Here is a 26446-nt window from a genome sequence, read left to right as displayed (position 1 = left end):
GCTCAGCCGATGACGCGCGCCAGCATCTCCCGCGCGTACGCCGCGTCGTACTCCGCACCCGTCAGCAGCACCTGAAGGCAGATCCCGTCCATCAGCGCCACCAGCGCCCGCGCCGTGACCGGATCGGTGCGCCGCGCCAGCTGGTCGGCGAGGCCCGCGCACCACTCGGCGGCGACGGGACGCAGGGCCGGCCGGCGCAGCGCGGCCAGGTAGAGCTCGTACTCCAGCTCCACTCCGGTACGGTCCCCGGCCATCCACTCCCCCAGCAACTGGGCGAGTTCTTCGGCGAGATCGGAGCGCGGATCCTCCAGCGCGCCGCGCGCGCTCACCGCCTTCGCGAAGCCTTCGCTGGCCTGCCGCAGCGCGGCGACCATCAGCTCGTCGAGGGTCTTGAAGTGGTACGTCGTCGAGCCGAGCGGCACCTCGGCCTCGGCCGCGGCGGACCGGTGGCTCAGCCCCGCGATGCCCTTGCTCCCGACGACCCGTATCGCGGCGTCGATGATGCGCTGGCGGCGCTCGGGATCGTAACGGCGAGCCATCAGTGACAGCCCATCAGTGCGCACCGCCCAGGTTGAGCAGGACGACCCCGACGATGACCAGGCCGATCCCAGCCAGCTTGACCGCGTTCGCCGACTCCCCGAGGAAGAACATGCCGATGGCGGCGACGGCCGCCGTGCCGACGCCCGCCCAGATCGCGTAGGCGGTGCCGACGGACATGGACTTGAGGGTCTGCGCGAGCAGCGTGAAAGCGAGCAGGTAGCCGGCGGCCGTGCCCAGCGAGGGCCACAACTTGGTGAATCCGTCGCTGTACTTCATGGCCGTGGTCCCAGCCACCTCCGCCGCGATGGCCGCGGCCAGCAGTACGTAGGGCAAGGGCATGCGTACGACTGTACACATCAATGTGTACGACCGTACGCATCCCGTGGGCTCGAACTCCGTTCCGCCGGGCGACAGGCACCCGATACGGTGTACCGCCCGGTCAGGGCCTGAAGAAAACGTAACGGAGTGAATGTGGCGCACGATTCGGGATGGAACGGCCCCCACGGCGGCGGACCGCACGCAGGACCCCCGCCACCCCCACCGCCCGGCTGGGGCGGCGGGTGGATGCCGCCGCCGCCCCGGCCCAAGCCGGGCGTGATACCGCTCGCCCCGCTGAACGCGGGGGACATCCTCGGCGGCACCATGTCCACGATGGGCCGGCACTGGACGCAACTGTTCGGCATAGCCGTGCTGGCGTACGGCGGTGCGCTCGTGGTGCTGGGCGCGGCCCTGGCGGTCGCGTACTCCGCCACGAGCGACATCCTGGACAGGGCGTTCGACTCCGGCTCGTACGACGACCACTTCGACTCCGGTGACGCGTGGTCGCTGGGCATCTCCTTCGGCGTCGTCTGGATCGTGGCGTTGCTGGCCATGATCGTCGCCACAGCGACCATCTACGCCGCCTGCCCCGCGGTACTCCAGGACGCGGTCCTCGGTCGCCGTACGACCTTCGGCGCGGTGTGGCGCCGCGCCTGGCCCAGGGTCCCTGCCGTGATCGGCACGATGCTGCTGCCCTGGCTCGCCGCGGCGCTCGTGATGGCCCTCTTCATGGCCAGTTACATCTTTTTGATCGTGGCGGTCGTGTCGTCCGACGCGAGCCCGGGGTGGGCCGTGCTCGGCTTCGTGCTGACGCTCGCGATCATGCCTGTGGGCATCTGGCTGTGGGTGCTGTTCAGCCTGGCGCCGGCCGCCGTGGTCTTCGAGTCCCGGGGCCCCGTCGCCGCGCTGCGGCGCTCGGCCCTGCTGGTGAAGGGCTCCTGGTGGCGGATCTTCGGCATCAGCCTGCTGGGTTACCTCGTCGCCACAGTCGCGGGGTACATCATCCAGTTCCCGCTCACGATCATCGGCATGATAACCAGCATGCCCGGTATGTCGAGCATGGGGCCGGATCCCAGTGCCACGGAAACCTTCGCCGCGATGGGCTCCTACATGGCGTTCATCCTCGTCGGCACCTTCATCACCCAGATCATCGCCGCCGTCCTGCCGCAGCTCGTGAACAGTCTGCTGTACGTCGACCAGCGCATCCGCAGGGAGGACCTGGCCCCTGCCCTCGCCGAGGCAGCGGCGGTCCCGCACTGACCGGCCACGCGCACAGTGAAGAGGCCCCCACGCCTGGGCGAATTCGAGGGGTCGTTGCAACACGTGGTCGGTTGATCAGGCCGCGAGCAGTTTAGACAGGCGCTCGGCTGGGGTTTCCCAGCCGAGCGTTTTGCGTGGGCGGCTGTTGAGTTCGGCGGCGACGGTGTCCAGGTGCTCTCGGGTGTGGAGGTTGAGGTCTGTTCCCTTGCGGAAGTACTGCCGCAGGAGGCCGTTGGTGTTCTCGTTCGATCCGCGCTGCCAGGGGCTGGCGGGGTTGCAGAAGTAGACCGGGATGTCCGTGGCGACGGTGAACGCCCGGTGGGCAGCCATCTCGCCTCCCTGGTCCCAGGTCAGGGACCGCCGCAGATGGGGCGGGAGGTTTTGCACGGTCTCGATCAATGCGTCCCTCGTGGCGGCCGCTCCGTGGCCCGTCGGCAGGTGGACGAGCATCACGTAGCGGGTGGTGCGTTCGACGAGTGTGCCGATGGCTGAGCGGGAGTTCGCCCCGATGATGAGGTCGCCCTCCCAGTGGCCTGGGACGGCCCGGTCGGTGACTTCTGCCGGCCGGTCGCTGATCAGCACCATCGGGAACGAAGAGCGCGGCGATCGCTTGTGGGACATACGATGCGGGCGGCGCCGGGCGCATCCGGTCCGCAGGGCTTTGGTGAGTTCGCGGCGGAGTTCGCCGCGGCCTTGGACGTAGAGGGCCTGGTAGATCGTCTCGTGGGTCACGTGCATCTCCGGCCGGCCGGGGAACCGTCTGCGCAGAGCGTGACAGATCTGCTCCGGGCTCCACCGCAGGGTCAGGTGTTCCTGGATGAAGTCCCGCAACTCCAGGTTCGTGCCGATCTTGCCGGGCTTGGGCCGGGGCCGGCGCGCGTTTGCCCGGTCCTGGGCGGCATGGGGCCGGTAGGCCCAGCGAGAAGCTGTCCTTGCGCAGGAGAATGCCGTTGCGGCGTATCTCCCGGCTGATTGTGGACGGGCTTCGTCCGAGTTCCGCTGCGATGGTGCGGACGGAAGCCCTCTCCCGCAGCCGGTCGGCTATGTGGATGCGGTCGGCCTCGCACAGGTAGCGGGACGAGACCGGCGGCTCCACCTGTGCTGGTGGAGCCGCCTTCGGCCTGCCCGCGTATGCGTGGCTTCCGTTGCGCCACTTCTTGCCGGTCCGGGCGTCGATACCAACGATCCGGCAGGCTTCCCTACTGCTGTAGCCCTGCTGCATGAGCTGGAAGTATGCCGCCCGCTCTCGGACCAGCTTCTTCCTGCCCTGCGGCCCCCGGTCCTTGCGTACCTCGAAGTCCATCGCACCCCTTGAGCTGGGGTGTTGCGACGACTACTAGAACTCAAGGGATGCCGGGGGCCTCTTCACTGCCGTACTACTGAACTCAGACGTTGAAGCCGAGCGCGCGAAGCTGCTCGCGGCCGTCGTCCGTGATCTTGTCCGGACCCCACGGCGGCATCCAGACCCAGTTGATCTTCAGCTCGTTGACGATCCCCTCGGTCGCCGACTTCGCCTGGTCCTCGATGACGTCGGTCAGCGGGCAGGCCGCGGACGTCAGCGTCATGTCGAGCGTGGCGATGTTCGAGTCGTCGATGTGGACGCCGTAGATCAGGCCGAGATTGACGACGTCGATGCCCAGCTCGGGGTCGACCACGTCGTACAGAGCCTCGCGGACCTCCTCCTCGGTGGCCGGCTTGGTCGTCACGACCTCGGTCTCGCCCTCGGTGGATGTCGCAGCGGTGGGTGTCGCGTTCTCGCTCATGCGGTCTTCCTCTCGGCGCTCTCGCCCAGTGCCTGGGCCGTCGCGTCCTTCCATGCCATCCAGCTCAGCAGAGCACATTTCACACGCGCCGGATACTTCGAGACACCGGCGAACGCGACCGCGTCCTCCAGTACCTCCTCCATCGCGTCGTCCGGCTCGATCTGGCCCTTGGACTGCATCAGTTCCAGGAAGGCCGCCTGGATCTTCTGCGCCTCGGCCAGCTCCTTGCCGACCAGCAGATCGTTCAGCACGGAGGCGCTGGCCTGGCTGATGGAACAGCCCTGGCCCTCGTACGAGACGTCGGCGATGGTGGCACCGTCGTACTTCACGCGCAGCGTGATCTCGTCGCCGCACGTCGGGTTGACGTGGTGCACCTCTGCGTCGCCGTCCCGCAAGCCCCGCCCGTGCGGGTGCTTGTAGTGGTCCAGGATGACTTCCTGGTACATCGAATCAAGCTTCACGATCCCCAGCCCTTAACCGAAGAAGTTCCGGACGTGCTCCAGACCGTCGACCAGGGCATCGACCTCGGCCGGCGTGGAGTACAGATAGAACGACGCTCGCGTGGTCGCAGGAATTCCGTACCGCAGGCAGACAGGCCGCGCGCAGTGGTGGCCGACCCGGACCGCGATGCCCAGCTCGTCGAGTACTTGACCCACGTCGTGCGGGTGGATGTCGCCGAGTACGAACGAAATCGTCGCCCCGCGGTCCTCGGCGGTCGTCGGGCCGATGATCCGCAGGCCCTCGACCTCGCTGAGCCGCTTGACGGCGTACTCGGTGATCGCGTGCTCGTGCGCGGCGATCTTGTCCATGCCGATCGCGGTCAGGTAGTCCACGGCCGCGCCGAGGCCGACGGCCTGGGCGATCGGGGGCGTACCCGCCTCGAACTTGTGCGGAGCCGGAGCGTACGTCGACGAGCTCATCGACACGGTCTCGATCATCTCGCCGCCACCGAGGAACGGCGGAAGGTCCTCCAGCAGCTCCTGGCGGCCCCAGAGGACACCGATGCCGGTCGGGCCGACCATCTTATGTCCGGTGAAGGCCACGAAGTCGGCCTGGAGCGCCTGTACGTCGAGCGCCATGTGCGGCGCCGCCTGCGAGGCGTCGATGCACACCAGCGCGCCGACCTCCTGGGCGCGGCGGATGATCGCGTCGACCGGGTTGATCGTGCCCATGATGTTCGAGACCAGCGTGAAGGAGACGATCTTCGTCTTCTCGGTGATGATCTCGTCGATGTTGGACAGGTCGAGGCGGCCGTCGTCGGTGATGCCGAACCACTTCAGCTTCGCGCCGGTGCGCTGCGAGAGCAGCTGCCACGGCACGATGTTGGAGTGGTGCTCCATCTCCGTGATGACGATCTCGGTCTCGGCGTCCACGCGGTAGGGCTCGTCGGCCCAGCCCAGCATGTTCGCCACGAGGTTGAGCGACTCGGAGGCGTTCTTGGTGAAGATGACCTCGTTGCGGCTCGGCGCGTTGATGAAGGCGGCGACCTTGTCGCGGGCGCCCTCGTACAGCGCCGTGGCCTCCTCGGCGAGCACGTGGACGCCGCGGTGGACGTTGGCGTTGCTCCGCTCGTAGTACGCGTTCAGCGCGTCGAGGACCTGGCGCGGCTTTTGCGAAGTCGCCGCGTTGTCCAGGTAAACGATCTTCTTCCCGTCGTGGACCACACGATCCAGGATGGGGAAGTCCTTGCGGATCGCCTCGGTGTCGAGAAGGCCCGGCAGCTGTGTCACGCGGTTACGCCACCCTTCGTGTACTTCTCGTAGCCCTCGGCCTCGAGCTCGTCGGCCAGCTCGGGGCCACCGGACGCCACGATCCTGCCGTTGGCGAAGACGTGGACGAAGTCCGGCTTGATGTAGCGCAGGATGCGCGTGTAGTGCGTGATCAGCAGCGTGCCGACCTCGCCGGTCGAGTGGACGCGGTTGACGCCCTCGGAGACCTGGCGCAGCGCGTCGACGTCGAGGCCGGAGTCGGTCTCGTCGAGGATCGCGATCTTCGGCTTGAGGAGCTCCAGCTGAAGGATCTCGTGGCGCTTCTTCTCACCGCCGGAGAAGCCCTCGTTGACGTTGCGCTCGGCGAAGGCCGGGTCCATCTGGAGGGTCTCCATGGCGGTCTTGACCTCCTTCACCCAAGTGCGCAGCTTGGGGGCCTCGCCGCGCATCGCCGTCGCCGACGTACGCAGGAAGTTGGAGACCGAGACGCCGGGGACCTCGACCGGGTACTGCATGGCGAGGAACATGCCGGCGCGGGCACGCTCGTCGACGGTCATCTCCAGCACGTCCTCGCCGTCGAGGGTGACGGTGCCGCTGGTGATCGTGTACTTGGGGTGACCCGCGATCGAGTACGCGAGGGTGGACTTGCCGGAGCCGTTGGGGCCCATGATGGCGTGGGTCTCGCCCTGCTTCACGGTCAGGTCGACGCCCTTGAGGATCTCCTTCGTGGCGTTGTCGGCCTCGACGGAAACATGCAGGTCGCGGATTTCAAGCGTTGCCATGGGTGTCTCAAGACTCCTGGGTGACGGAGACGAGCACATCGTCCCCTTGGATCTTTACGGGGTAAACGGGGACGGGGCGCGTCGCGGGAAGGCCGGAGGGCTTGCCGGTGCGGAGGTCGAAGCTCGAGCCGTGCAGCCAGCACTCGATCATGCAGTCCTCCACCTCGCCCTCCGAGAGGGAGACGTTCGCGTGCGAGCAGATGTCGTTGATCGCGTACACCTCGCCCTCGGTGCGGACGATGGACACCGGGGTGCCGTCGAGCTCCACCCGTTTCGGGGTGTCGTCCTCCAGCTCACTCAGCGCACAGGCTTTGACGAAGGCCATCAGACGGACGCCTCCAGCTCCGCGTCGATCTTGGCGAGGAGGCGTTCCTCGACGTCGGGCAGACCGATCTGCTGGACGAGCTCCGCGAAGAAGCCGCGGACGACGAGGCGGCGGGCCTCGTCGGCCCTGATGCCGCGCGACATGAGGTAGAAGAGCTGCTCGTCGTCGAAGCGGCCGGTCGCCGAGGCGTGGCCGGCGCCGACGATCTCGCCGGTCTCGATCTCCAGGTTCGGGACCGAGTCGACGCGCGCGCCGTCCGTGAGGACGAGGTTGCGGTTCAGCTCGTACGTGTCCGTACCCTCGGCGGCGGCCTGGATCAGCACGTCGCCGATCCATACGGCGTGCGCGCCATCACCCTGGAGCGCGCCCTTGTAGGCGACGTTCGACTTACAGTGCGGGGTGTTGTGGTCGACCAGGAGGCGGTGCTCCTGGTGCTGGCCCGCGTCGGTGAAGTACAGGCCGAAGAGCTCGGCCTCGCCGCCGGTGCCGGCGTACTGCACCTGGGGGTTGAGGCGTACGAGATCGCCGCCGAAGGTCACCACGACCGACTTGAACGAGGCATCGCGGCCGATCAGCGCATTGTGCTGGGCGACGTGCACGGCCGTGTCGTCCCAGTCCTGGACGGACACGACGGTCAGCTTCGCGCCGTCGCCGACGACGAAGTCGACGTTGGCGGCGAGCACGGCGTCACCGGTGTGGTCGATGACGACGACAGCCTCGGCGAAGGCGCCCAGCTCGACGACCTGGTGGCCGTAGGCGGTGCCGCCCTCGCCGTGCACGGCGATCCGGATGGGCTCGGTCAGTACGGCTTCCTTGGGCACCGAGACGACCGAGGCCTTCTCGAAGGAGCTGTACGCCTGAGCGGCCACGCGGTCCACCGGGGTGCCGGCCTTGCCGAGCCGCGCGTCGGAGCGGTCCACCGTCTCGACGGTGACGCCCTCGGGGGCGGTCACCTCGACGGTGAGTACGCCGCCGGCCTCGGCGGTGCCGTCGTGCAGCCCGCGCAGGCGCTCCAGCGGCGTGAAGCGCCACTCCTCCTCGCGGCCGTGCGGGACCGGGAAGTCCGCGACGTCGAAGGACGGCGGGGCGCTCATGCGCGTGGCGACGGTGGACTCGGCGGCCACCGCGATGGACCCGGCGGTCGTGGAGCCCACCGGAATGTTCTGAGCCTCAGCCATGGCTGTCGTAGTGCTCTCTCTCTGGGTCAAAGAATCTGTCGCTGCGGTGGGGCGGTACTAACCGACCGAACCTTCCATCTGCAGCTCGATCAGCCGGTTGAGCTCCAGGGCGTACTCCATCGGCAGCTCCTTGGCGATCGGCTCGACGAAGCCGCGGACGATCATCGCCATGGCCTCGAACTCGGTCATGCCGCGGCTCATCAGGTAGAAGAGCTGGTCGTCGGAGACCTTGGAGACGGTCGCCTCGTGGCCCATGGACACGTCGTCCTCGCGCACGTCGACGTACGGGTACGTGTCGGAGCGGGAGATCGTGTCGACGAGCAGCGCGTCGCAGAGCACGTTGGACTTCGAGCCCGCGGCGCCCTCGCCGATCTCGACGAGACCGCGGTAGGAGGTCCGGCCGCCGCCTCGCGCCACCGACTTGGAGACGATGTTCGAGGAGGTGTTCGGCGCCATGTGGACCATCTTGGAGCCGGCGTCCTGGTGCTGGCCCTCGCCCGCGAAGGCGATCGACAGCGTCTCGCCCTTGGCGTGCTCGCCCATCAGGTAGACGGCCGGGTACTTCATCGTCACCTTGGAGCCGATGTTGCCGTCGACCCACTCCATGGTCGCGCCCTCGTACGCCACGGCGCGCTTGGTGACCAGGTTGTAGACGTTGTTCGACCAGTTCTGGATGGTCGTGTAGCGGCAGCGGCCGCCCTTCTTCACGATGATCTCCACGACGGCGCTGTGCAGCGAGTCGGAGGAGTAGATCGGGGCGGTGCAGCCCTCGACGTAGTGAACGTAGGCGTCCTCGTCGACGATGATCAGCGTCCGCTCGAACTGGCCCATGTTCTCCGTGTTGATACGGAAGTAGGCCTGGAGCGGGATGTCGACCTGCACGCCCTTGGGGACGTAGATGAACGAGCCGCCGGACCACACGGCCGAGTTCAGCGACGCGAACTTGTTGTCACCGACCGGGATGACCGTGCCGAAGTATTCCTGGAAGAGCTCCGGGTGCGTCTTCAGCGCGGTGTCCGTGTCGAGGAAGATGACGCCCTGCTCCTCCAGGTCCTCACGGATCTGGTGGTAGACGACCTCGGACTCGTACTGGGCCGCGACACCGGCGACGAGGCGCTGCTTCTCCGCCTCGGGGATGCCGAGCTTGTCGTACGTGTTCTTGATGTCCTCGGGCAGGTCCTCCCAGGACTCCGCCTGCTTCTCCGTGGAGCGCACGAAGTACTTGATGTTGTCGAAGTCGATGCCCGACAGGTCGGCGCCCCAGCTCGGCATGGGCTTCTTGCCGAACAGCTTGAGGCCCTTCAGCCGCAGCTTCAGCATCCACTCGGGCTCGTTCTTCTTCGCCGAGATGTCGCGGACGACCTCCTCGGAGAGGCCGCGCTTGGCCGTCGCGCCTGCCGTGTCGGAGTCGGCCCAGCCGAATTCGTACGTACCCAGGCCCTCGAGTTCGGGGTGGGCAGTCTCCGTGGGGAGAGTCATGCGGGGTTCCTCCCGGCCGTACTTGCAGAAGATGCTGAATTTGCGGTTTGTGTGCTCTGTGCTGTGCTGCTGCTGCGCGGAATGAACGTCGTGCACACCCCGTCGCCGTGGGCGATGGTGGCCAGACGCTGCACATGCGTCCCGAGCAGTTCGGAGAAGAACTCCGTCTCCGCCTCGCACAGCTGCGGATACTGCTCGGCGACATGGGCGACCGGGCAGTGGTGCTGGCAGAGCTGCTCTCCGACCGGTGCGTTACGCGCCGTAGCAGCGTACCCGTCGGCCGACAAGGCCTTGGCAAGCGCCTCGGTCCGCTCCTCGGGGGCGGCCGCCTCTACCACTTTCCGGTACGCCCCAGCCTGGGCGGCGAACCGCGCGCGGGCAAACGCGGCGACTGCCGCCTCGCCCTTTTCGCCGCCGCCGGCCGCTTGGGAGATCCAGTGCAGGGCCTCGGCCGCGAGCTTGTCGTAGGACTGGTCGAAGGCGTCCCTGCCGCAGTCGGTGAGCGCGAAAACCTTGGCCGGCCTGCCCCGGGTCCTGGTGCCGTACACGCGCTGCTCACGGGGCTCGACGACGTTCTCGGCGACGAGCGAGTCGAGGTGGCGGCGGACGGCGGCCTGGGTGAGGCCGAGGCGTTTCGCGAGATCGGCGGCGGTGGACGGGCCGTGGTCCAGGACTGACCGCGCGATCCGGTTGCGCGTCGAGCGCTCACCGGTCGCGAGCTCCTCCTGGGGAGGCTCAGTCGAACTCACACCGTATTTCACAACACCATTGTTGCGTAATTCCTCAGAGCGTGACAACCCGCGTCTCGATCAAGCCCCGGTGGGCTGCATCACTTAGGCACACCTAACCTGACCTGCGGAAATGATCAAACCGACGGACGCGAGCGCGCCTTCACCGCCGCCGGACGGCGCGGGCACAGAACGGACCTTTCGGTCACTCCGACCGACTTGACGTTCTTGACCAGGGGGTTTCCGTCCCTGACGGGAACCCCCGGCCTACCGGCACCGGCGCCCTCTCTAGACTTCCTCGCATGAGAAGCGAGACCGCCCAGGTCGCCGTCCAGGTCTCAGGACTGGTCAAGCGGTACGGAAACAAGACCGCGGTCGACGGCCTCGACCTGGAGGTCCGTCCGGGCGCGGTCACCGCCGTCCTCGGCCCCAACGGCGCCGGAAAGACCACGACCATCGAGACCTGCGAGGGCTACCGCAGGCCGGACGCCGGGACCGTACGCGTCCTCGGCCTCGACCCGGTCGCCGACGCGACCGAGCTGCGCCCCCGGATCGGGGTGATGCTCCAGTCCGGCGGCGTGTACTCGGGGGCCAGGGCCGACGAGATGCTGCGCCACGTGGCGAAACTGCACGCCCACCCCCTGGACGTCGACGCGCTCATAGAACGCCTGGGCCTCGGCAGCTGCGGACGTACGACGTACCGGCGGCTCTCGGGCGGACAGCAGCAGCGGCTCGCGCTGGCGATGGCCGTCGTCGGCCGCCCCGAGCTCGTCTTCCTGGACGAACCGACCGCCGGCCTCGACCCGCAGGCCCGCCGTTCCACCTGGGACCTCGTCGGCGAGCTCCGAAAGGACGGCGTCACCGTCGTCCTCACCACCCACTTCATGGACGAGGCCGAACAGCTCGCCGACGACGTCGCGATCATCGACGGGGGCCGGGTCATCGCCCAGGGCAGCCCGGAAGAGCTGTGCCGCGGCGGCGCCGAGAACACGTTGCGTTTCACCGGGCGCCCCGGACTCGACGTCGCGTCGCTGCTCAAGGCGCTCCCCATGGACACCCTGGCGGTCGAGCTGACGCCGGGGACGTACCGGATCACCGGCAATGTCGATCCGCAGCTGCTGGCCACCGTCACCTCCTGGTGCGCGCAGCACGGCGTGATGCCGGACGGCATTTCTGTCGAGCGGCACTCCCTGGAGGACGTCTTTCTCGAGCTGACCGGTAAGGACCTCCGTTCATGAGCACCGGTACTTACACACCCCGGCCCGGAGCGGCCCCGCTCCCCCGGATGATCGCGGCACAGACGGCCTTCGAAACGAAGATGCTGCTGCGCAACGGCGAGCAGCTGCTGCTGACAGTGATCATCCCGGCGCTGCTGCTGGTGCTGTTCTCGGCGGTCGACATCATCGACACGGGAGCCGGCGAGTCGGTCGACTTCCTGGCCCCCGGCATCCTGGCGCTGGCCGTCATGTCCACCGCCTTCACCGGGCAGGCCATCGCGACCGGCTTCGAGCGCCGGTACGGCGTGCTGAAGCTGCTGGGCACCTCTCCGCTGCCCCGCTGGGCGCTGATGACGGCGAAGACGCTGTCGGTGCTCGTCACCGAGGTTCTTCAGGTCGTCCTTCTCACGGTGATCGCGTTCGGCCTCGGCTGGTCCCCGCACGGCAACCCTTTCGCGGTCTTCCTGCTCCTCGTTCTCGGTACGGCGGCCTTCTCCGGCCTCGGCCTGCTGATGGCCGGCACGCTCAAGGCGGAGGCGACGCTGGCGGCCGCCAACCTGGTCTTCCTGCTGCTGCTGGTGGGCGGCGGCGTGATCGTGCCGCTCGACAAGTTCCCGGAGGCTGTGCAGTCCGTCCTCGGCCTGCTGCCGATCTCGGCCCTGTCGGACGGCCTGCGCGACGTACTCCAGCACGGCGCGGCCATCCCCTGGAGCAATCTCGGGATCCTGGCGGTGTGGGCGGTCCTGGGGCTGGGCGCGGCCGCCCGTTTCTTCCGCTGGGAGTAAGGAACGTCCGTTCCGTACCCCCTCGTACTGCTTTTTCCCCGGGGAGACGACTCCCCCATACCCCCTCGTGAAAAGCTGCACAAGCCCCGTCCTACGATGGTTCCCGTGCTGACCCCCCTCGCCCTCATCGCGCGGCGCTGGACGCCCACCCCCCGTACGCTCCAGCGCGCCGCGCTCTCCGCCGTCGTGATGACCGTCTTCATCATCGTCACGGGCGGTGCGGTACGGCTGACCAGCTCCGGCCTCGGCTGCGACACCTGGCCGAAGTGCACCGACGACAGCCTCTTCGCGACGCCCGAGCAGGGCATCCACGGCGCGATCGAGTTCGGCAACCGCATGCTGACCTACGTCCTGTCGGCCGCGGTCGGCTGGGCGATCATCGCGGCCCGGTCCACGAAGCCGTGGCGGCGCGGGCTCACCCGCCTCGCCTGGAGCCAGTTCTGGATCGTGATGGGCAACGCCGTCCTCGGCGGCATCACCGTCTGGGCAGGCCTCAACCCCTGGACCGTCGCCGGTCACTTCCTCCTCGCCAACGCTCTGCTCACCGTCGCCGTGATCACCTGGCAGCGCACCCGCGAGGGCGACACCGCACCCCGGCCGCGCGTCCCGCGCCCCGTCCGCAAGCTGTCCTGGGCGATCGTCATCACCTCGGGGCTCCTGATCGCCCTGGGTACGACGGTGACCGGCTCGGGCAAGCACGCCGGTGACAGCAGCGACGTACCGCGCATGCCGTGGGACTGGATCGACGCCGCCCACGTGCACGCGGCGGCCGCCTGGGTCGTCTGCGCGCTGGCCATCGCCATGTGGTTCGTCCTGCGCGTGGTGGACGCCCCGGACGACACCCGGGCGCGCGCCCGCGACCTGCTGATCGTCCTGCTCGCGCAGGGCGGCATCGGTTACGTCCAGTTCTTCGCCGGGGTCCCCGAGATCCTGGTCGGCGTCCACATGCTCGGCTCCTCCCTGATGTGGATCGCGGTACTGCGCCTGGCGCTGAGCCTGCGCGAGCGCCCGCTCGAAACCCCGGCTTCGCTTCCCGCCCAGCCCGGCTCAGCAGCGGTGTCCGCCACCGTCTGAGGGCCGTCGGGCCCGTCAGTCCGTCAGTCCGTAGACGCGGCGGGCATTGCCCGCCGCGATCATGCCGGCGACCCGCTCGGCGTCCACCCGCGACCACGCGCCGTCGCCGACCCAGCCGCCGAGCACCCTGCTCAGCGCCTCGCGGAACAGCCTCGCGCCCACCACATGCAGTTCCGGCAGGCCGCGCGCGCCGCTGGAGAAGAGCAGTTTGCCGAAGGGCGCGAGCTCCAGGATCTCCGCGAGTACGGCCGCCGCCCGCGCCCCGGTGTGCGCGAGTGCGGGGCCCAGGTCGGCGTACACATGCGGGAAGACGCTCGCCAGATGTGCGGCGTGACGGTGGTACGGATACCCGTGCAGCAGCACCAGATCCGTGCCGAGCCCGGCCGTCGCGGCGGCGAAGTCGGTGAGCAGCATCGGATCCGTACGGTCGATGCGCAGTCCGGGCCCGGCCGTCCCGGCCTGGAGTTGCAGGGGCAGCCCGGAGGCGACGGCGATCCACAGCAGGTGCCGCAGGACCACGGGGTCGGTGAGCTTGCCGCCGGCCCGGCGTCCTCCCAGCCAGCGCCCCACCGCTCCGCGCACCTCGCCGGGGCCCGGCGGATGCGGCGCGAGGGCGAGCCCCTGCCGTACGCCTGCCACGGAGGTGAAGGCCACGGCGGATCCCGCCGCGCTGTGCACGGCCTCGGCGAGATTGGCGAGGAAGCTGTCGACGGTGCCCGAGGTGTCGGCGACCTGCTCGGCGAGCAGTTCCAGCCGTACGATCTCCCGCGCCTGGGCCGCTCCGGCCGCCGCGATCTCACACGGCCCGGTGAGGTCGCCCGGCAGTCCGGTGTCCACCAGATAGGTGGAAATCCCGCTTCCCCTGAGCAGCCGCCGACCGGTCTCCGGTACGCCCAGTTCCCTGCGGCGCGCGAGATAGCGGGCAGGCGGGCAGTGCGGTTCGAGGCCGAGGAGGGGCGGGCACCAGCGGCGTACGGCGAAGCCCGTCTGGGTGTCGAAGAACGTGGTGCCAGGCGCGGGGGACGCGGGGGTCCTGCCGAGGTAGGCCTCGAAGGTGCCGAGGCCCAGCTCCGTGCGGAGGACTCCATGGCAGTACTGGTCCACCAGGGAAGGCGTTTCGATCATCCGGGGCTCCTGTGGTGGACGTACTTCCACAGGCTCTAACGGGTGACCCCCGCGTCAGGTGTTGCTCAAGTGCCGCTAGCCGTTCGACGGGCCGCCGATCTGGATGCCGGCCATCCGGCTCCACTCGTACGGTCCAGTGCGCACCTTGGCCGCGAAGTCACCGTCGAAGGACTCGTGGAGCGTGATCCCGGCCTTCTCGGCGGCGCTCTGCGCGACGGCGTGCGTGGGGGCAACGAGGTCGCCCCAGCCGCCGTCCTCACCGACGAGCACGATGCGCGTACCCATCTGGCCGAGGTGGGCGAGCTGCCCCTCGGCGCCGCCGTGCTGCTTGGCGAAGGCGGTTATCTGCTTGGCGAGCTTCGCCGCCTTGCGCTCTGCCTGCTTCGTGTCTGCCATGGCAACGATGCTACCCACCAGTAGAACGGCGGTCCATAGCAGTCGCTGCGAGGCGGACTAGCGCAGGAAGGGGTCCACCGCGACCGCGACGAAGAGCAGCGAGACATAGGTGATGGACCAGTGGAACAGCCGCATCTCCTTGAGCTTGGCGCCGGTCACACCGGACTTCGCCCGGGACTGGAGCCCGTGCGCCTCCTTGAGCCACCAGCCGCCGGCCACGACGGCGACCGTCGTGTAGAACCAGCCGGTGTAACCCAGCGGAGTCAGCAGCAACGAGACGGCGACCATCACCCAGCTGTACGCGACGATCTGGCGGGCCACGACCGTGTTGGTGGCGATGACGGGAAGCATCGGGACGCCCACCCGCGCGTAGTCCTCCTTCACCTTCATCGACAGCGGCCAGTAGTGCGGCGGCGTCCAGAAGAAGATGACCAGGAAGAGGATGACGGCGGCCCAGGACATCGAGTTGGTGACCGCGGACCAGCCGATGAGGACCGGCAGGCAGCCCGCGATGCCGCCCCAGACGATGTTCTGCGCGGTGCGCCGCTTGAGGATCATCGTGTAGACGACGACGTAGAAGAGGAGCGCCCCGAGCGAGAGTGCGGCGGACAGCCAATTGACGAGCAGCCCGAACCAGAGCGTCGAGATCACGGCCAGGCTGATGCCGAAGACGAGGCATTCGGCCGGGCTCACCATGCCGGTGACCAGTGGACGCTGCGACGTACGGTCCATCAGCGCGTCGATGTCACGGTCGATGTACATGTTCAGCGCGTTGGCGCCGCCGGCGGACAGGTATCCGCCGAGGCAGGTCACCAGGACCAGCCACAAATCGGGCACGCCCTGCTCGGCCAGGAACATCACCGGGACCGTGGTGATCAGCAGCAGTTCGATGATCCGAGGCTTGGTCAGTGCCACGAACGCTTTGACTCGGGCTCCGAATGGCCGGTGGCCCCCCGGGCTGGGAGTCAAGGCGACCCCTGCGGGTCGGGACTCGACGGCCGTCACGCACACCCCTGACAGAGAAATCCAGCAAGCTCCGGACGTGAAGGCCCGGTAAAGACTTGCGCGTACCACGCCACTCTAGACGTTGCCCAGATGCCGATCTCCGCCGGGGTCGGGTCGTGTTGAGCACCACCGGGACGGCGTCCGTACATACGAAGGTGAACGCCAGGAGGCGAAGTCCTTCACCCGCCCGCACGCTGGGCTGTGTCCGCTTTTATCCAGGGCCGTCCAAGCGCTGGACTCGAAAAGAAGCGTGTTCTCGCGGGGGTAGGCTCGGCTACGCCCGGTGCGCTACCAGTCGCCGGGATTCGACATGTGGAGAGGAGCCCTGACTCAGGGTGAGCACCAAGCCGACCACCACAGATCTCGAGTGGACCGAATTGGACCAGCGGGCTGTCGATACCGTCCGCGTCCTGGCCATGGATTCCGTACAGAAGGTCGGCAACGGCCACCCTGGTACGGCCATGAGCCTCGCCCCGGCCGCGTATGTACTGTTCCAGAAGCTGATGCGGCACGACCCCAGTGACGCCAACTGGACCGGTCGTGACCGTTTCGTCCTCTCTCCCGGTCACTCCAGCCTGACGCTCTACATCCAGCTCTACATGGCCGGCTACGGCCTGGAGCTGGACGACCTGAAGGCGTTCCGCACCTGGGGCAGCCTGACGCCCGGTCACCCCGAGTTCGGGCACACCACCGGTGTGGAGACGACCACCGGCCCGCTGGGCCAGGGCATCGCCAACGCCGTGGGCATGGCGATGGCCGCGCGCTACGAGCGAGGTCTGTTCGACCCGGAGGCCGCGCCGGGCACCTCCCCGTTCGACCACACCATCTGGTCCATCGTCTCCGACGGCGACCTGGAGGAGGGCATCTCGGCCGAGGCGTCCTCGCTCGCGGGCCACCAGAAGCTCGGCAGCATCGTCGCTCTGTACGACGACAACCACATCTCGATCGAGGGCGACACCGAGACCGCCTTCTCCGAGGACGTGCTGAAGCGGTACGAGGCGTACGGCTGGCACGTCCAGCGCATCGAGCAGGACCCCAACGGCGACTTCGACGTCAAGGCGCTGTACGCCGCGCTCAAGGCCGCGCAGGACGAGACCGAGCGCCCGTCGATCATCGCGGCGCGCACGATCATCGCCTGGCCGGCCCCGAACGCCCAGGGCACCGAGGCCTCGCACGGCTCGGCACTCGGCGAGGACGAGATCGCGGCCACCAAGCGCGTGCTGGGCTTCGACCCCGAGCAGCACTTCCAGGTCGACGACGGCGTCTTCGCGCACGTGCGCAAGGCGGCCGACCGCGGCCGTGAGGAGCACGCCGCCTGGGACAAGAAGTTCCAGGAGTGGCGCGACGCCAACGCCGAGCGCGCCGCCACGTTCGACCGCATCGCCGCGGGTCAGCTGCCCGAGGGCTGGGAGAAGTCGCTTCCCGTCTTCGAGGCCGGCAAGGCCGTCGCGACCCGCGCCGCTTCCGGCAAGGTCCTCCAGGCGCTCGGCGCGGTCATCCCCGAGCTGTGGGGCGGCTCCGCCGACCTCGCCGGTTCGAACAACACGACGATCGACAAGACGTCGTCGTTCCTGCCGGCCGACAACCCGCTGCCCGAGGCGAACCCGTACGGCCGTACGATCCACTTCGGCATCCGCGAGCACGCCATGGGCTCGACGATGAACGGCATCGCGCTGCACGGCAACACCCGCATCTACGGCGGCACCTTCCTGGTGTTCTCCGACTACATGCGCCCCGCCGTCCGCCTCGCGGCGCTGATGAAGCTGCCCGTGACGTACGTCTGGACGCACGACTCCATCGGTCTGGGCGAGGACGGCCCGACGCACCAGCCGGTCGAGCACATGGCCGCGCTGCGCGCCATTCCCGGCCTGAACATGGTCCGCCCGGCCGACGCCAACGAGACGGCGATCGTCTGGCGCGAGATCCTGCGCCGCCACGACGCTCCGCACGGTCTGGCGCTGACCCGCCAGGGTGTGCCGACGTACGAGGTCAACGAGGACGCCGCGCGCGGCGGTTACGTCATGTTCGAGGCCGAGGGCGGCCAGCCGCAGGTCGTGCTGATCGGCACCGGCTCCGAGGTGCAGCTCGCCGTCGAGGCGCGCGAGCAGCTCCAGGCGGCGGGTATTCCGACGCGTGTGGTGTCAATGCCCTCGATCGAGTGGTTCGAGGAGCAGGACCAGGGGTACCGCGACAGCGTGCTGCCGCCGTCCGTCAAGGCCCGTGTCGCGGTCGAGGCGGGCATTGCCCTGACCTGGTACCGGTACGTCGGCGAGGCCGGCCGCATCGTCTCGCTGGAGCACTTCGGCGCTTCCGCGGACGCCAAGGTCCTCTTCCGGGAGTTCGGTTTCACCGCCGACGCGGTCACCGCAGCGGCCCGGGAATCCCTGGCTGCCGCCGCGCGCTGACACCGGTATATACGACAAGTAGGAGATGCAACTCTCATGACAGACGCACTCAAGCGCCTCTCCGACGAAGGCGTCGCGATCTGGCTTGACGACCTTTCGCGCCAGCGGATCACGTCCGGCAACCTCGCCGAGCTGATCGACCAGCAGCACGTCGTGGGCGTCACCACCAACCCGTCGATCTTCCAGAAGGCGATCTCGGAGGGCCACGGTTACGACCAGCAGCTCGCCGACCTGGCCTCCCGTGAGGTCACCGTCGAAGAAGCCATCCGCATGATCACGACGGCTGACGTGAGGGACGCCGCCGACATCCTGCGGCCGGTGTACGACGTGACCGGCGGCAAGGACGGCCGCGTGTCGATCGAGGTCGACCCGCGCCTGGCGCACAACACCAGGGCGACGACCGCCGAGGCCCGCCAGCTCGCCTGGCTGGTGGACCGTCCGAACACCCTGATCAAGATCCCGGCCACCAAGGCGGGTCTCCCGGCGATCACCGAGACCATCGGTCTCGGCATCAGCGTCAACGTGACGCTGATCTTCTCGCTGGAGCGCTACCGCGAGGTCATGGACGCCTACCTGGCCGGTCTGGAGAAGGCGAAGGCCGCGGGCCTGGACCTGTCCAAGATCCACTCGGTGGCGTCGTTCTTCGTGTCCCGTGTGGACAGCGAGATCGACAAGCGTCTGAACGCCCTGGGCACGGACGAGGCCAAGGCGCTCAAGGGCAAGGCCGCACTGGCCAACGCCCGCCTGGCGTACCAGGCGTACGAAGAGGTCTTCTCCTCGGACCGCTGGACCGCCCTCGACAAGGCGCAGGCCAACAAGCAGCGTCCGCTGTGGGCCTCGACCGGCGTCAAGGACCCGTCGTACAAGGACACGCTGTACGTCGAGGACCTCGTCGCCCCCGGCACGGTGAACACCATGCCCGAGGCGACCCTCGAAGCGACCGCCGACCACGGCAACATCACGGGCAACACGATCGCCGGTACGTACGAGCAGGCACGCGCCGAGCTCGACGCCATCGAGAAGCTCGGGATCTCGTACAACGACGTGGTGCAGCTCCTTGAGGACGAGGGCGTCGACAAGTTCGAGGCGTCCTGGAACGACCTGCTCAAGTCGACCGAGGCGGAGCTCAAGCGCCTCGCCCCTTCGGAGGCCTAAAAATTGTCCAGCAGCAATCCGCTGCGTGACGCACAGGATCGACGGCTCCCGCGTATCGCGGGGCCGTCGGGCCTGGTCATCTTTGGCGTCACGGGCGATTTGTCACGTAAAAAGTTGATGCCTGCCGTCTACGACCTGGCCAATCGCGGCCTGCTGCCGCCGGGCTTCTCGCTCATCGGCTTCGCCCGCCGCGACTGGGAGCACGAGGACTTCGCGCAGGTCGTATACGACGCCGTCAAGGAACACGCCCGTACGCCGTTCCGTGAGGAAGTCTGGCAGCAGCTCATCCAGGGCATGCGTTTTGTCCAGGGCGACTTCGACGACGACAACGCGTTCGAGACGCTGAAGTCGACGATCGCGGAGCTCGACAAGGCGCAGGGCACGGGCGGCAACTTCGCCTTCTACCTCTCCGTACCGCCGAAGTTCTTCCCCGCGGTCGTCCAGCAGCTCAAGAAGCACGGGCTCGCCGATCAGAAGGAAGGTTCCTGGCGGCGCGCTGTCATCGAGAAGCCCTTCGGGCACGACCTGGCCTCCGCGCAGGAGCTCAACCGGATCGTCCACGAGGTCTTCCCGGCGCACGAGGTCTTCCGCATCGACCACTACCTGGGGAAGGAGACGGTCCAGAACATCATGGCGCTGCGTTTCGCCAACCAGATGTTCGAGCCGCTCTGGAACCGGTCGTACGTGGACCATGTGCAGATCACGATGGCCGAGGACATCGGCATCGGCGGCCGCGCCGGCTACTACGACGGCATCGGCGCCGCGCGCGACGTCATCCAGAACCACCTGCTTCAGCTGCTCGCGCTGACCGCCATGGAGGAGCCCGCCTCCTTCGAGGCCGACGCGCTGGTCGCCGAGAAGACCAAGGTGCTGGGCGCCGTCAGGCTCCCCAAGGACCTGGGCCTGGAGACCGTACGCGCGCAGTACGCGGCGGGCTGGCAGGGCGGCGCGAAGGCCGTCGGCTACCTCCAGGAAGAGGGCATCGACCCGAAGTCGAAGACCGACACCTACGCCGCGATCAAGCTGGGGATCGACAACCGCCGCTGGGCGGGCGTCCCGTTCTATCTGCGTACGGGCAAGCGCCTCGGCCGCCGCGTCACGGAGATCGCGGTCGTCTTCCAGCGCGCCCCGCACTCCCCCTTCGACCGCACGGCCACGGAAGAGCTGGGGCAGAACGCCCTGGTCATCCGCGTCCAGCCGGACGAGGGTGTGACGGTCCGTTTCGGCTCCAAGGTGCCGGGCACCTCGATGGAGGTGCGGGACGTTTCGATGGACTTCGCGTACGGCGAGTCCTTCACCGAGTCCAGCCCCGAGGCGTACGAGCGCCTGATCCTGGACGTCCTGCTCGGCGACGCCAACCTCTTCCCGCGCCTGGAAGAGGTCGAGCAGTCCTGGCGCATCCTCGACCCGATCGAGGAGTACTGGGACAACCACGGCAAGCCCGCGCAGTACCCGGCCGGTACGTGGGGCCCGGTCGAGGCGGACGAAATGCTCGCACGAGACGGACGGAGCTGGCGTCGGCCATGAAAATCGACCTGACGGACACCACGTCCAGCAAGATCAACAAGGCTCTGGTGCAGGGCCGCCGTGCGATCGGCACCCCTGCCGTGGGCATGGTGCTGACGCTGGTCATCGTCACCGACGAGGAGAACGCGTACGACGCGCTCAAGGCGGCCAACGAGGCCTCCCACGAGCACCCCTCGCGCACCCTCGTCGTCATCAAGCGGGTCTCCCGCTCGCCGCGCGACCGTGCCAAGGCACGCCTCGACGCCGAAGTGCGGGTGGGCACGGCCGCGGGCACTGGTGAGACGGTCATCCTGCGGCTGTACGGCGAGGCCATCAACCACGCCCAGTCGGTGGTGCTGCCGCTGCTGCTGCCCGACGCGCCCGTCGTGGTGTGGTGGGCGGCCAACGCGCCGCTCGATCCGGCGAACGACCCGCTCGGCGCACTCGCGCAGCGCCGGGTCACGGACACGTACGCCGCCGAGCACCCGGTCCAGGAGCTGACGGCGCGCGCCGAGGCGTACACCCCCGGCGACACGGACCTCTCCTGGACGCGCATCACGCCGTGGCGCTCGATGCTCGCGGCCGCGCTGGACCAGGTCGAGTGCGAGGTCACCTCGGTGGAGGTGGAGGGCGAGGAGCTCAACCCGAGCGTCGAGCTGCTGGGCATGTGGCTCGCGGACCGGCTGGGCGTACCGGTGAAGCGTTCCGTGTCGCCCGGTCCCGGTCTGACGGGCGTGAAGATGGAGACCAACTGCGGGCCGATCAAGCTCGGCCGCGCGGACGGCTCGCTGGCGTCCCTGTCCATTCAGGGGCAGCCGGACCGCGCGGTGGCGCTGAAGCGGCGGGAGACCGCCGAGCTGATCGCCGAGGAACTGCGCAGGCTCGACCCGGACGACACGTACGCGTCGGCGCTGAAGTTCGGTGTCGAGCGGCTGGGTGAGCAGACCGGCAAGGGGACTGCGCCGTCGGACGTACAGCCTGAGGCGGACAAGCCCGCGGCCGCGAAGAAGTCGGCTCCGGCTGCGAAGAAGGCGGCGTCGAAGTGAGAGCACCTCAGCTTGTCGTCCACCACGACAAGGAGCTGATGGCGCAGGCGGCCGCGGCCCGGCTGATCACGAAGCTCGTGGACGCGCAGGCCACGCGCGGCTCGGCGTCGGTCGTGCTGACGGGCGGCCGCAACGGCAACGGCCTGCTGGCCGCGCTGGCTTCGTCTCCGGCCCGCGACGCGGTCGACTGGTCGCGGCTGGACCTGTGGTGGGGCGACGAGCGTTTCCTCCCGGCGGGTGACCCCGAGCGCAACTACACGCAGGCGTGCGAGGCGCTGCTGGACTCGGTGCCGCTCGACCCGGCCCGGGTCCACGCGATGCCGGCTTCGGACGGCCGGTTCGGCAACGACGCGGACGCGGCGGCCGCTGCGTACGCCGAGGAACTGGCGTTGGCCTCGGGGTCCGAGGACCACGGTCCCGTCCCGACGTTCGACGTCCTGATGCTGGGCGTGGGCCCCGACACCCACGTCGCGTCACTGTTTCCGGAGCTGCCGGCGGTCCGCGAAACGGAGCGCATGGTGGTGGGCGTTCACGGCGCCCCGAAGCCCCCGCCCACCCGCATCACCCTCACTCTGCCCGCGATCCGCGCGGCACGTGAGGTGTGGCTGCTGGCGGCGGGCGAGGACAAGGCGAAGGCCGCGGCCATAGCCCTGTCGGGCGCCGGGGAGATCCAGGCCCCGGCGGCGGGCGCGTACGGCCGCCGCCGCACGCTGTGGCTCCTGGACGACGCGGCAGCCTCCCAGCTCCCGCGCGCCCTGTACCCCCCGGCTTCGCCCTGACCCGGCTGCTCCGGCACAGCCACGGCCCGGTTCGCCCGCACGGCGAGCCGGGCCGTGGCAGATCCACCTCAGCCGAATCAAGCCCGTCCGGCGATTGAGGACGCGCCCGAGGGGCGTGAGGGCCCGGGGGCCGGAACTACTCCCCCCGCTCCAGGAACGGCGCCAGCAGCCCCTGCACCGCCGCGTCCCCGAACACCAGCGCCTCCGATTCCTGCGCGTCGTAGACGGAGTACGCCCCCGCTCCAGCCGCAGTGGTCGCCGTCAGCGTGAGGAGCCCCGCCCGGCGCTGGAAGTACGACTGCTTCACGGTCCACCCGATCACCCCGCCCCGCTGCAACGCGACCGTCGTACGCCGCACCGTCCCCGACCGCGCCACCAGGTAATCCCCACTGAGGGCGTGCCCCAGCCCCCGATACGCGTCCAGCGCCAGAAGCACCGCCACCGGCAGCAGCACCACCGCGCACACCCCTGCGACGTACAACAGGACATCACTCACCAGCACACCGAGCACGACGAGGACGAGCACCGGCACCAGCACCGCGCCCACCGCCCACCGCAACCGCCGCGTGCGGGCGGCCGGCGGATGCCGCGTAAGGCGGGCCGCACTCGTCGGCGAGACGGCCTCGCGCAGGACGTACGCCGCCACATCCTCCGCCGTGGCCCGCGGCGCGGCCGGCAGCAGCGTCTTGTGATCGGCGTGGCTGCTTTCCTCGTCCGTCGCCAGCCCCGTGGCGACCGCGTCCACCCGCGCCGCCCCCAACGTCCGTACGCCGAGCGGCTCGACAAGCTCCACACCGCGCAGCCGGCGCTCCTCGATGGAGATCGACCGCGTGGTGAACAGACCGCGGCGGACCCGCAACGTGCCCCCCGGTTCCCGCTCCAGCCGGTAGTTCCACCACATCTCGACCCACAGTCCGAGCGCGCCCACGACGCCCGCCGCGCACGCCCCGGCGACCAGCACCGCGATCGTCCAGACGACCGGTGTGTCCTGGAACCGGTCGCGCACCCAGCCGATCAACTCCCCCTGCGCACCGAACCATTCGCTGACCTGCATCAGCCCGCCACCCGCGGCGCCGCCCAGCGCCGGGGCGACGAAGGACACCGGCGCGTACCGGATCCACGCGGGGTCGAGGACCGCCAGTTCGCCCTCACGGTGGGGCCCCGGCTCAGCGGTGGGCGTCCCCCGGTTCAGCAGTTCGCTGCGAAGCCGTTCGCCCTCCTCCCGCGTGACGGGGTCGAGTTCGAGGGTGGATTCGCCGCCTCCGGTGTTCTCTCCCGTACCGATACGGACCTTCACCAGCCCAAGGACCCTGAGCAGCACATTCGCCGTCAGGTCGACGCTGCGGATGCGCTCACGCGCCAGCGACCGGCGCTTGACCAGCAGCAGGCCCGTGTGGAGTTCGGCGCGCTCGGCGCCGATGCGGTAGCGCGTCCTGCGCCACCGTACGTAGTCGAGTGCGGAGCCGCCCGCGATCAGCAGGACGGCGCCGCTCAGCACCCAGGCGAGCGCCTGCCACACCGGCCTGCCGCCCGCGAGCCCGATGAACGCCGGCACGCCCGCGCCCGCCGCGATGCCCGCCATGACGAGCGCGGCGACCAGGACGGTACGCGGGGCGAGCCGCAGCCAGCCGTCACCGCTCTCCGGCCCGCGTCCACCCCCCGGTCCACTCACGTCGCGTCCCCCGGAGTGGCCCGCGTGATCAGGGTCAGCCGCTCCGCGAGCTCCGCGGCGAGCTCGTGGTCGAGCCCCTCGATCTTCACCGCGCCCTTGGAGGACGCGGTGGTGACGATGACCGTGGCGAGCCTGAACGCCTGCTCCAGCGGTCCGCGCACGGTGTCCACGGTCTGGATCCGCGACATCGGTGCGATCCGCCACTCCTGCCAGAAGAAGCCCGTACGCACGTACACCGCGTCGTCCGTGACCTCCCAGCGGTGCACCCGGAACCACCACAGCGGCAGGAACACCGCGACGACAACACCCAGCACCGCGACCACTCCGGCGGACAGCAGCAGCCACGGCCGCGCGGGCGCGACCAACGCGCCCAGCACGGCCAGTACGGCCACTGGCACCGAGGTCAGCAGCAGCCACTGCGTCCGCCACCAGCCGATCACCCGCCGGTCGAGCGTGTTGTTCGGCGGCCTGAGCCGCACCGTGGCCGCCATGGCGTCAACGCCCGTGCAACGTGCGGTACTTGGCGGCGAGTGTCGCGGTCGAGCTGTCCAGCAGCTCGCCCCCGGCGCCTTCCGTCAGTACCGGCTCGATCTTCTTGGCGAGGACCTTGCCGAGCTCGACACCCCACTGGTCGAAGGAGTCGATGTTCCAGATGGCGCCCTGTACGAACACCTTGTGCTCGTACAGCGCGATCAGCTGACCCAGCACGGAGGGCGTGAGCTCGTCCGCGAGGATCGTCGTCGTCGGGTGGTTGCCGCGGAACGTCTTGTGCGGCACCAGCTCCTCGGCCACGCCCTCCGCCCGCACCTCGTCGGGCGTCTTGCCGAAGGCCAGCGCCTGCGTCTGGGCGAAGAAGTTCGCCATCAGCAGGTCGTGCTGGGCCGCGAGACCGGGCATCAGGTCGGCGACCGGCCTGGCGAAGCCGATGAAGTCCGCCGGGATCATCTTCGTTCCCTGGTGCAGCAACTGGTAGTACGCGTGCTGCCCGTTGGTGCCCGGCGTGCCCCACACCACGGGACCCGTCTGCCAGTCGACCGGGTTGCCGTCGCGGTCCACGGACTTGCCGTTGGACTCCATGTCCAGCTGCTGGAGGTACGCCGTGAACTTCGACAGGTAGTGGCTGTACGGAAGGACCGCGTGCGCCTGCGCGTCGAAGAATCCCCCGTACCAGACGCCCAGCAGCCCGAGCAGCAGCGGCGCGTTCTCGGCGGCGGGCGCGGTGCGGAAGTGCTCGTCGACCAGGTGGAAGCCGTCGAGCATCTCGCGGAAGCGGCCGGGACCCACGGCGATCATCAGCGACAGGCCGATGGCCGAGTCGAACGAGTAGCGCCCGCCGACCCAGTCCCAGAACTCGAACATGTTGGCCGTGTCGATGCCGAAGTCCGCGACCTTCTCGGCATTGGTGGACAGCGCCACGAAATGCTTGGCGACGGCGCCGCTGTCCGCCCGCAGGTTCGTCAGCAGCCAGTCGCGCGCGGACGTGGCGTTGGTGATGGTCTCGATCGTGGTGAACGTCTTGGACGCGATGATGAACAGCGTCTCGGCCGCGTCCAAGTCGCGCACGGCCTCGTGCAGATCGGCCCCGTCGACGTTCGACACGAAGCGGACCGTGAGGTCCCGGTCGGTGAACGAGCGCAGCGCCTCGTACGCCATGGCGGGCCCGAGGTCGGAGCCGCCGATTCCGACGTTGACGATGTTCTTGATGCGCTTTCCCGTGTGCCCGGTCCACTCCCCCGACCTGATCCGGTCCGCGAAGTCGCCCATCCTGTTGAGAACGGCATGCACGCCGGGGACGACGTTCTCCCCCTCGACCTCGATCACCGCGTCGCGCGGCGCGCGCAGTGCGGTGTGCAGCACCGCGCGGTCCTCGGTGGTGTTGATCTTCTCGCCGCGGAACATCGCGTCCCGCAGCTCCGCGACCCCGGCCGCGCCTGCCAGTTCGCGCAGCAGCCCCAGCGTCTCGTCCGTCACCAGATGCTTCGAATAGTCGAGATAGAGGTCGCCGACCTTGAGCGTGTACCCGGCACCTCGCTCGGGATCAGCGGCGAACAGCTCGCGCAGATGCGTCTGGCCCAGCTGCTCACGGTGCTTCACGAGAGCGGCCCACTCGGGCATCTGGTTGAGCCTGGTACGGCTTTCTGCGTTCATCCGGACATCAGCCCACTTCTTCTCGTACGTGCGTGCATGCCCCCTGGCAGC

Annotated in this window: 25 protein-coding genes and 1 pseudogene; 9 read left to right on the top strand and 17 right to left on the bottom strand. The window is 68.9% G+C overall.

What is annotated here, in order from left to right; all coding sequences use genetic code 11:
- Positions 1-2: 2 nt before the first annotated feature.
- A complete protein-coding gene (locus tag J7E96_RS09380; protein WP_215129429.1) occupies positions 3-539 on the bottom strand; it encodes a TetR/AcrR family transcriptional regulator in 537 nt (178 codons plus the stop codon).
- A gap of 13 nt (positions 540-552) precedes the next feature.
- Positions 553-879 carry a multidrug efflux SMR transporter gene (locus tag J7E96_RS09375; RefSeq protein ID WP_374196648.1) on the bottom strand — a complete coding sequence of 109 codons (327 nt, stop codon included), beginning with the start codon at positions 877-879 and terminating at the stop codon, positions 553-555.
- 225 nt (positions 880-1104) lie between these two features.
- On the opposite strand from J7E96_RS09375, the gene J7E96_RS09370 reads away from it, so the two are divergent.
- Positions 1105-2118, top strand: coding sequence for a hypothetical protein (locus J7E96_RS09370; protein WP_215129427.1), 1014 nt, complete (start codon positions 1105-1107; stop codon positions 2116-2118).
- 75 nt (positions 2119-2193) lie between these two features.
- On the opposite strand, the pseudogene J7E96_RS09365 reads toward J7E96_RS09370, so the two are convergent.
- From J7E96_RS09365 to J7E96_RS09325, 9 genes and pseudogenes are all read right to left on the bottom strand, one after another.
- Positions 2194-3421 (bottom strand): annotated as a pseudogene (locus J7E96_RS09365) (IS30 family transposase).
- Between the two features lie 82 nt (positions 3422-3503).
- The gene (locus J7E96_RS09360; RefSeq protein ID WP_214974645.1) at positions 3504-3881 is read right to left on the bottom strand and encodes a metal-sulfur cluster assembly factor; all 378 of its coding nucleotides are present in this window, start codon (positions 3879-3881) and stop codon (positions 3504-3506) included.
- Positions 3878-4342 (bottom strand): Fe-S cluster assembly sulfur transfer protein SufU, encoded by a 465-nt coding sequence (sufU, locus tag J7E96_RS09355; RefSeq protein WP_215129425.1) that lies wholly within the window; start codon positions 4340-4342, stop codon positions 3878-3880. The genes J7E96_RS09360 and sufU overlap by 4 nt, the downstream gene beginning before the upstream one ends.
- Before the next feature lie 12 nt (positions 4343-4354).
- Positions 4355-5611 (bottom strand): cysteine desulfurase, encoded by a 1257-nt coding sequence (locus tag J7E96_RS09350; RefSeq protein WP_215129423.1) that lies wholly within the window; start codon positions 5609-5611, stop codon positions 4355-4357.
- Positions 5608-6372, bottom strand: coding sequence for a Fe-S cluster assembly ATPase SufC (gene sufC, locus J7E96_RS09345; RefSeq protein ID WP_215129421.1), 765 nt, complete (start codon positions 6370-6372; stop codon positions 5608-5610). Before sufC ends, J7E96_RS09350 begins: the two co-directional genes overlap by 4 nt.
- Positions 6373-6379: 7 nt before the next feature.
- Positions 6380-6697 (bottom strand): bifunctional 3-phenylpropionate/cinnamic acid dioxygenase ferredoxin subunit, encoded by a 318-nt coding sequence (locus J7E96_RS09340; RefSeq protein ID WP_215129419.1) that lies wholly within the window; start codon positions 6695-6697, stop codon positions 6380-6382.
- Positions 6697-7875: a Fe-S cluster assembly protein SufD gene (gene sufD / locus J7E96_RS09335; protein WP_215129417.1), complete on the bottom strand. Its 1179-nt coding sequence runs from the start codon at positions 7873-7875 to the stop codon at positions 6697-6699. Before sufD ends, J7E96_RS09340 begins: the two co-directional genes overlap by 1 nt.
- 57 nt (positions 7876-7932) lie before the next feature.
- Positions 7933-9354 (bottom strand): Fe-S cluster assembly protein SufB, encoded by a 1422-nt coding sequence (gene sufB / locus J7E96_RS09330; protein WP_215129415.1) that lies wholly within the window; start codon positions 9352-9354, stop codon positions 7933-7935.
- Complete coding sequence (locus J7E96_RS09325; RefSeq protein ID WP_251069624.1) at positions 9351-10151, bottom strand: ArsR family transcriptional regulator; 801 nt, start codon at positions 10149-10151, stop codon at positions 9351-9353. Before J7E96_RS09325 ends, sufB begins: the two co-directional genes overlap by 4 nt.
- 233 nt (positions 10152-10384) lie before the next feature.
- Here J7E96_RS09325 and J7E96_RS09320 point away from each other — a divergent pair, with 233 nt between their 5' ends.
- The 3 genes from J7E96_RS09320 to J7E96_RS09310 all read left to right on the top strand — a co-directional run bounded on the left by J7E96_RS09320 (position 10385) and on the right by J7E96_RS09310 (position 13158).
- Positions 10385-11320 (top strand): ABC transporter ATP-binding protein, encoded by a 936-nt coding sequence (locus tag J7E96_RS09320; RefSeq protein ID WP_215129411.1) that lies wholly within the window; start codon positions 10385-10387, stop codon positions 11318-11320.
- Positions 11317-12084, top strand: a complete 768-nt coding sequence (locus tag J7E96_RS09315) for an ABC transporter permease (protein WP_215129409.1) — start codon at positions 11317-11319, stop codon at positions 12082-12084. Before J7E96_RS09320 ends, J7E96_RS09315 begins: the two co-directional genes overlap by 4 nt.
- Positions 12085-12180: 96 nt before the next feature.
- Positions 12181-13158 (top strand): heme A synthase, encoded by a 978-nt coding sequence (locus J7E96_RS09310; RefSeq protein WP_215129407.1) that lies wholly within the window; start codon positions 12181-12183, stop codon positions 13156-13158.
- A 15-nt stretch (positions 13159-13173) separates the two neighbouring features.
- On the opposite strand, the gene J7E96_RS09305 is transcribed toward J7E96_RS09310, so the two are convergent.
- The 3 genes from J7E96_RS09305 to J7E96_RS09295 form a co-directional block, all read right to left on the bottom strand.
- Complete coding sequence (locus tag J7E96_RS09305) at positions 13174-14283, bottom strand: amidohydrolase family protein (protein ID WP_215129405.1); 1110 nt, start codon at positions 14281-14283, stop codon at positions 13174-13176.
- Between the two features lie 75 nt (positions 14284-14358).
- Entirely contained in the window at positions 14359-14679 is a 321-nt protein-coding gene (locus J7E96_RS09300; protein WP_215129403.1) for a hypothetical protein, read from the bottom strand.
- A 57-nt stretch (positions 14680-14736) separates the two neighbouring features.
- Positions 14737-15690 carry a heme o synthase gene (locus J7E96_RS09295; protein ID WP_215129401.1) on the bottom strand — a complete coding sequence of 318 codons (954 nt, stop codon included), beginning with the start codon at positions 15688-15690 and terminating at the stop codon, positions 14737-14739.
- 329 nt (positions 15691-16019) lie between these two features.
- On the opposite strand from J7E96_RS09295, the gene tkt reads away from it, so the two are divergent.
- From tkt to pgl, 5 genes are read left to right on the top strand one after another with little or no spacing between them, the layout of a single operon-like run.
- Positions 16020-18089 carry a transketolase gene (gene tkt, locus J7E96_RS09290; protein ID WP_215129399.1) on the top strand — a complete coding sequence of 690 codons (2070 nt, stop codon included), beginning with the start codon at positions 16020-16022 and terminating at the stop codon, positions 18087-18089.
- 36 nt (positions 18090-18125) lie between these two features.
- A complete protein-coding gene (gene tal / locus J7E96_RS09285) occupies positions 18126-19244 on the top strand; it encodes a transaldolase (RefSeq protein WP_215129397.1) in 1119 nt (372 codons plus the stop codon).
- Positions 19245-19247: 3 nt separating this feature from the next.
- The gene (gene zwf / locus J7E96_RS09280; protein ID WP_215129395.1) at positions 19248-20771 is read left to right on the top strand and encodes a glucose-6-phosphate dehydrogenase; all 1524 of its coding nucleotides are present in this window, start codon (positions 19248-19250) and stop codon (positions 20769-20771) included.
- Positions 20768-21796: a glucose-6-phosphate dehydrogenase assembly protein OpcA gene (opcA, locus tag J7E96_RS09275; protein WP_215129393.1), complete on the top strand. Its 1029-nt coding sequence runs from the start codon at positions 20768-20770 to the stop codon at positions 21794-21796. Before zwf ends, opcA begins: the two co-directional genes overlap by 4 nt.
- Positions 21793-22575, top strand: coding sequence for a 6-phosphogluconolactonase (gene pgl / locus J7E96_RS09270; protein ID WP_215129390.1), 783 nt, complete (start codon positions 21793-21795; stop codon positions 22573-22575). Before opcA ends, pgl begins: the two co-directional genes overlap by 4 nt.
- Positions 22576-22711: 136 nt before the next feature.
- Here the strand turns inward: pgl and J7E96_RS09265 are convergent, their stop codons facing one another.
- From J7E96_RS09265 to pgi, 3 genes are read right to left on the bottom strand one after another with little or no spacing between them, the layout of a single operon-like run.
- Complete coding sequence (locus J7E96_RS09265; RefSeq protein WP_308295890.1) at positions 22712-24247, bottom strand: PH domain-containing protein; 1536 nt, start codon at positions 24245-24247, stop codon at positions 22712-22714.
- On the bottom strand, positions 24244-24738 hold the full coding sequence (locus J7E96_RS09260) for a PH domain-containing protein (protein WP_215129388.1): 495 nt from the start codon (positions 24736-24738) through the stop codon (positions 24244-24246). The genes J7E96_RS09265 and J7E96_RS09260 overlap by 4 nt, the downstream gene beginning before the upstream one ends.
- A gap of 4 nt (positions 24739-24742) precedes the next feature.
- Complete coding sequence (gene pgi / locus J7E96_RS09255) at positions 24743-26395, bottom strand: glucose-6-phosphate isomerase (RefSeq protein ID WP_215129387.1); 1653 nt, start codon at positions 26393-26395, stop codon at positions 24743-24745.
- Between the last annotated feature and the right edge of the window lie 51 nt (positions 26396-26446).

It is taken from the genome of Streptomyces sp. ISL-96, assembly GCF_018614035.1.
Lineage (GTDB): Bacteria > Actinomycetota > Actinomycetes > Streptomycetales > Streptomycetaceae > Streptomyces.
Note: the sequence above shows the minus strand (reverse complement) of the source record. Positions and strands in the feature narration are given on the sequence as shown.

Coding starts and splice junctions, on each gene's coding strand:
- J7E96_RS09375 (WP_374196648.1), bottom strand. CDS start 879: ATGCCCTTGCCCTACGTACTGCTGGCCGCGGCCATCGCGGCGGAGGTG.
- tal (WP_215129397.1), top strand. CDS start 18,126: ATGACAGACGCACTCAAGCGCCTCTCCGACGAAGGCGTCGCGATCTGG.
- sufC (WP_215129421.1), bottom strand. CDS start 6,372: ATGGCAACGCTTGAAATCCGCGACCTGCATGTTTCCGTCGAGGCCGAC.
- sufB (WP_215129415.1), bottom strand. CDS start 9,354: ATGACTCTCCCCACGGAGACTGCCCACCCCGAACTCGAGGGCCTGGGT.
- J7E96_RS09320 (WP_215129411.1), top strand. CDS start 10,385: ATGAGAAGCGAGACCGCCCAGGTCGCCGTCCAGGTCTCAGGACTGGTC.
- J7E96_RS09370 (WP_215129427.1), top strand. CDS start 1,105: ATGCCGCCGCCGCCCCGGCCCAAGCCGGGCGTGATACCGCTCGCCCCG.
- J7E96_RS09380 (WP_215129429.1), bottom strand. CDS start 539: ATGGCTCGCCGTTACGATCCCGAGCGCCGCCAGCGCATCATCGACGCC.
- J7E96_RS09260 (WP_215129388.1), bottom strand. CDS start 24,738: ATGGCGGCCACGGTGCGGCTCAGGCCGCCGAACAACACGCTCGACCGG.
- opcA (WP_215129393.1), top strand. CDS start 20,768: ATGAAAATCGACCTGACGGACACCACGTCCAGCAAGATCAACAAGGCT.
- J7E96_RS09315 (WP_215129409.1), top strand. CDS start 11,317: ATGAGCACCGGTACTTACACACCCCGGCCCGGAGCGGCCCCGCTCCCC.
- J7E96_RS09300 (WP_215129403.1), bottom strand. CDS start 14,679: ATGGCAGACACGAAGCAGGCAGAGCGCAAGGCGGCGAAGCTCGCCAAG.
- J7E96_RS09360 (WP_214974645.1), bottom strand. CDS start 3,881: ATGAGCGAGAACGCGACACCCACCGCTGCGACATCCACCGAGGGCGAG.
- J7E96_RS09340 (WP_215129419.1), bottom strand. CDS start 6,697: ATGGCCTTCGTCAAAGCCTGTGCGCTGAGTGAGCTGGAGGACGACACC.
- sufD (WP_215129417.1), bottom strand. CDS start 7,875: ATGGCTGAGGCTCAGAACATTCCGGTGGGCTCCACGACCGCCGGGTCC.
- pgi (WP_215129387.1), bottom strand. CDS start 26,395: ATGAACGCAGAAAGCCGTACCAGGCTCAACCAGATGCCCGAGTGGGCC.
- J7E96_RS09305 (WP_215129405.1), bottom strand. CDS start 14,283: ATGATCGAAACGCCTTCCCTGGTGGACCAGTACTGCCATGGAGTCCTC.
- J7E96_RS09310 (WP_215129407.1), top strand. CDS start 12,181: ATGGTTCCCGTGCTGACCCCCCTCGCCCTCATCGCGCGGCGCTGGACG.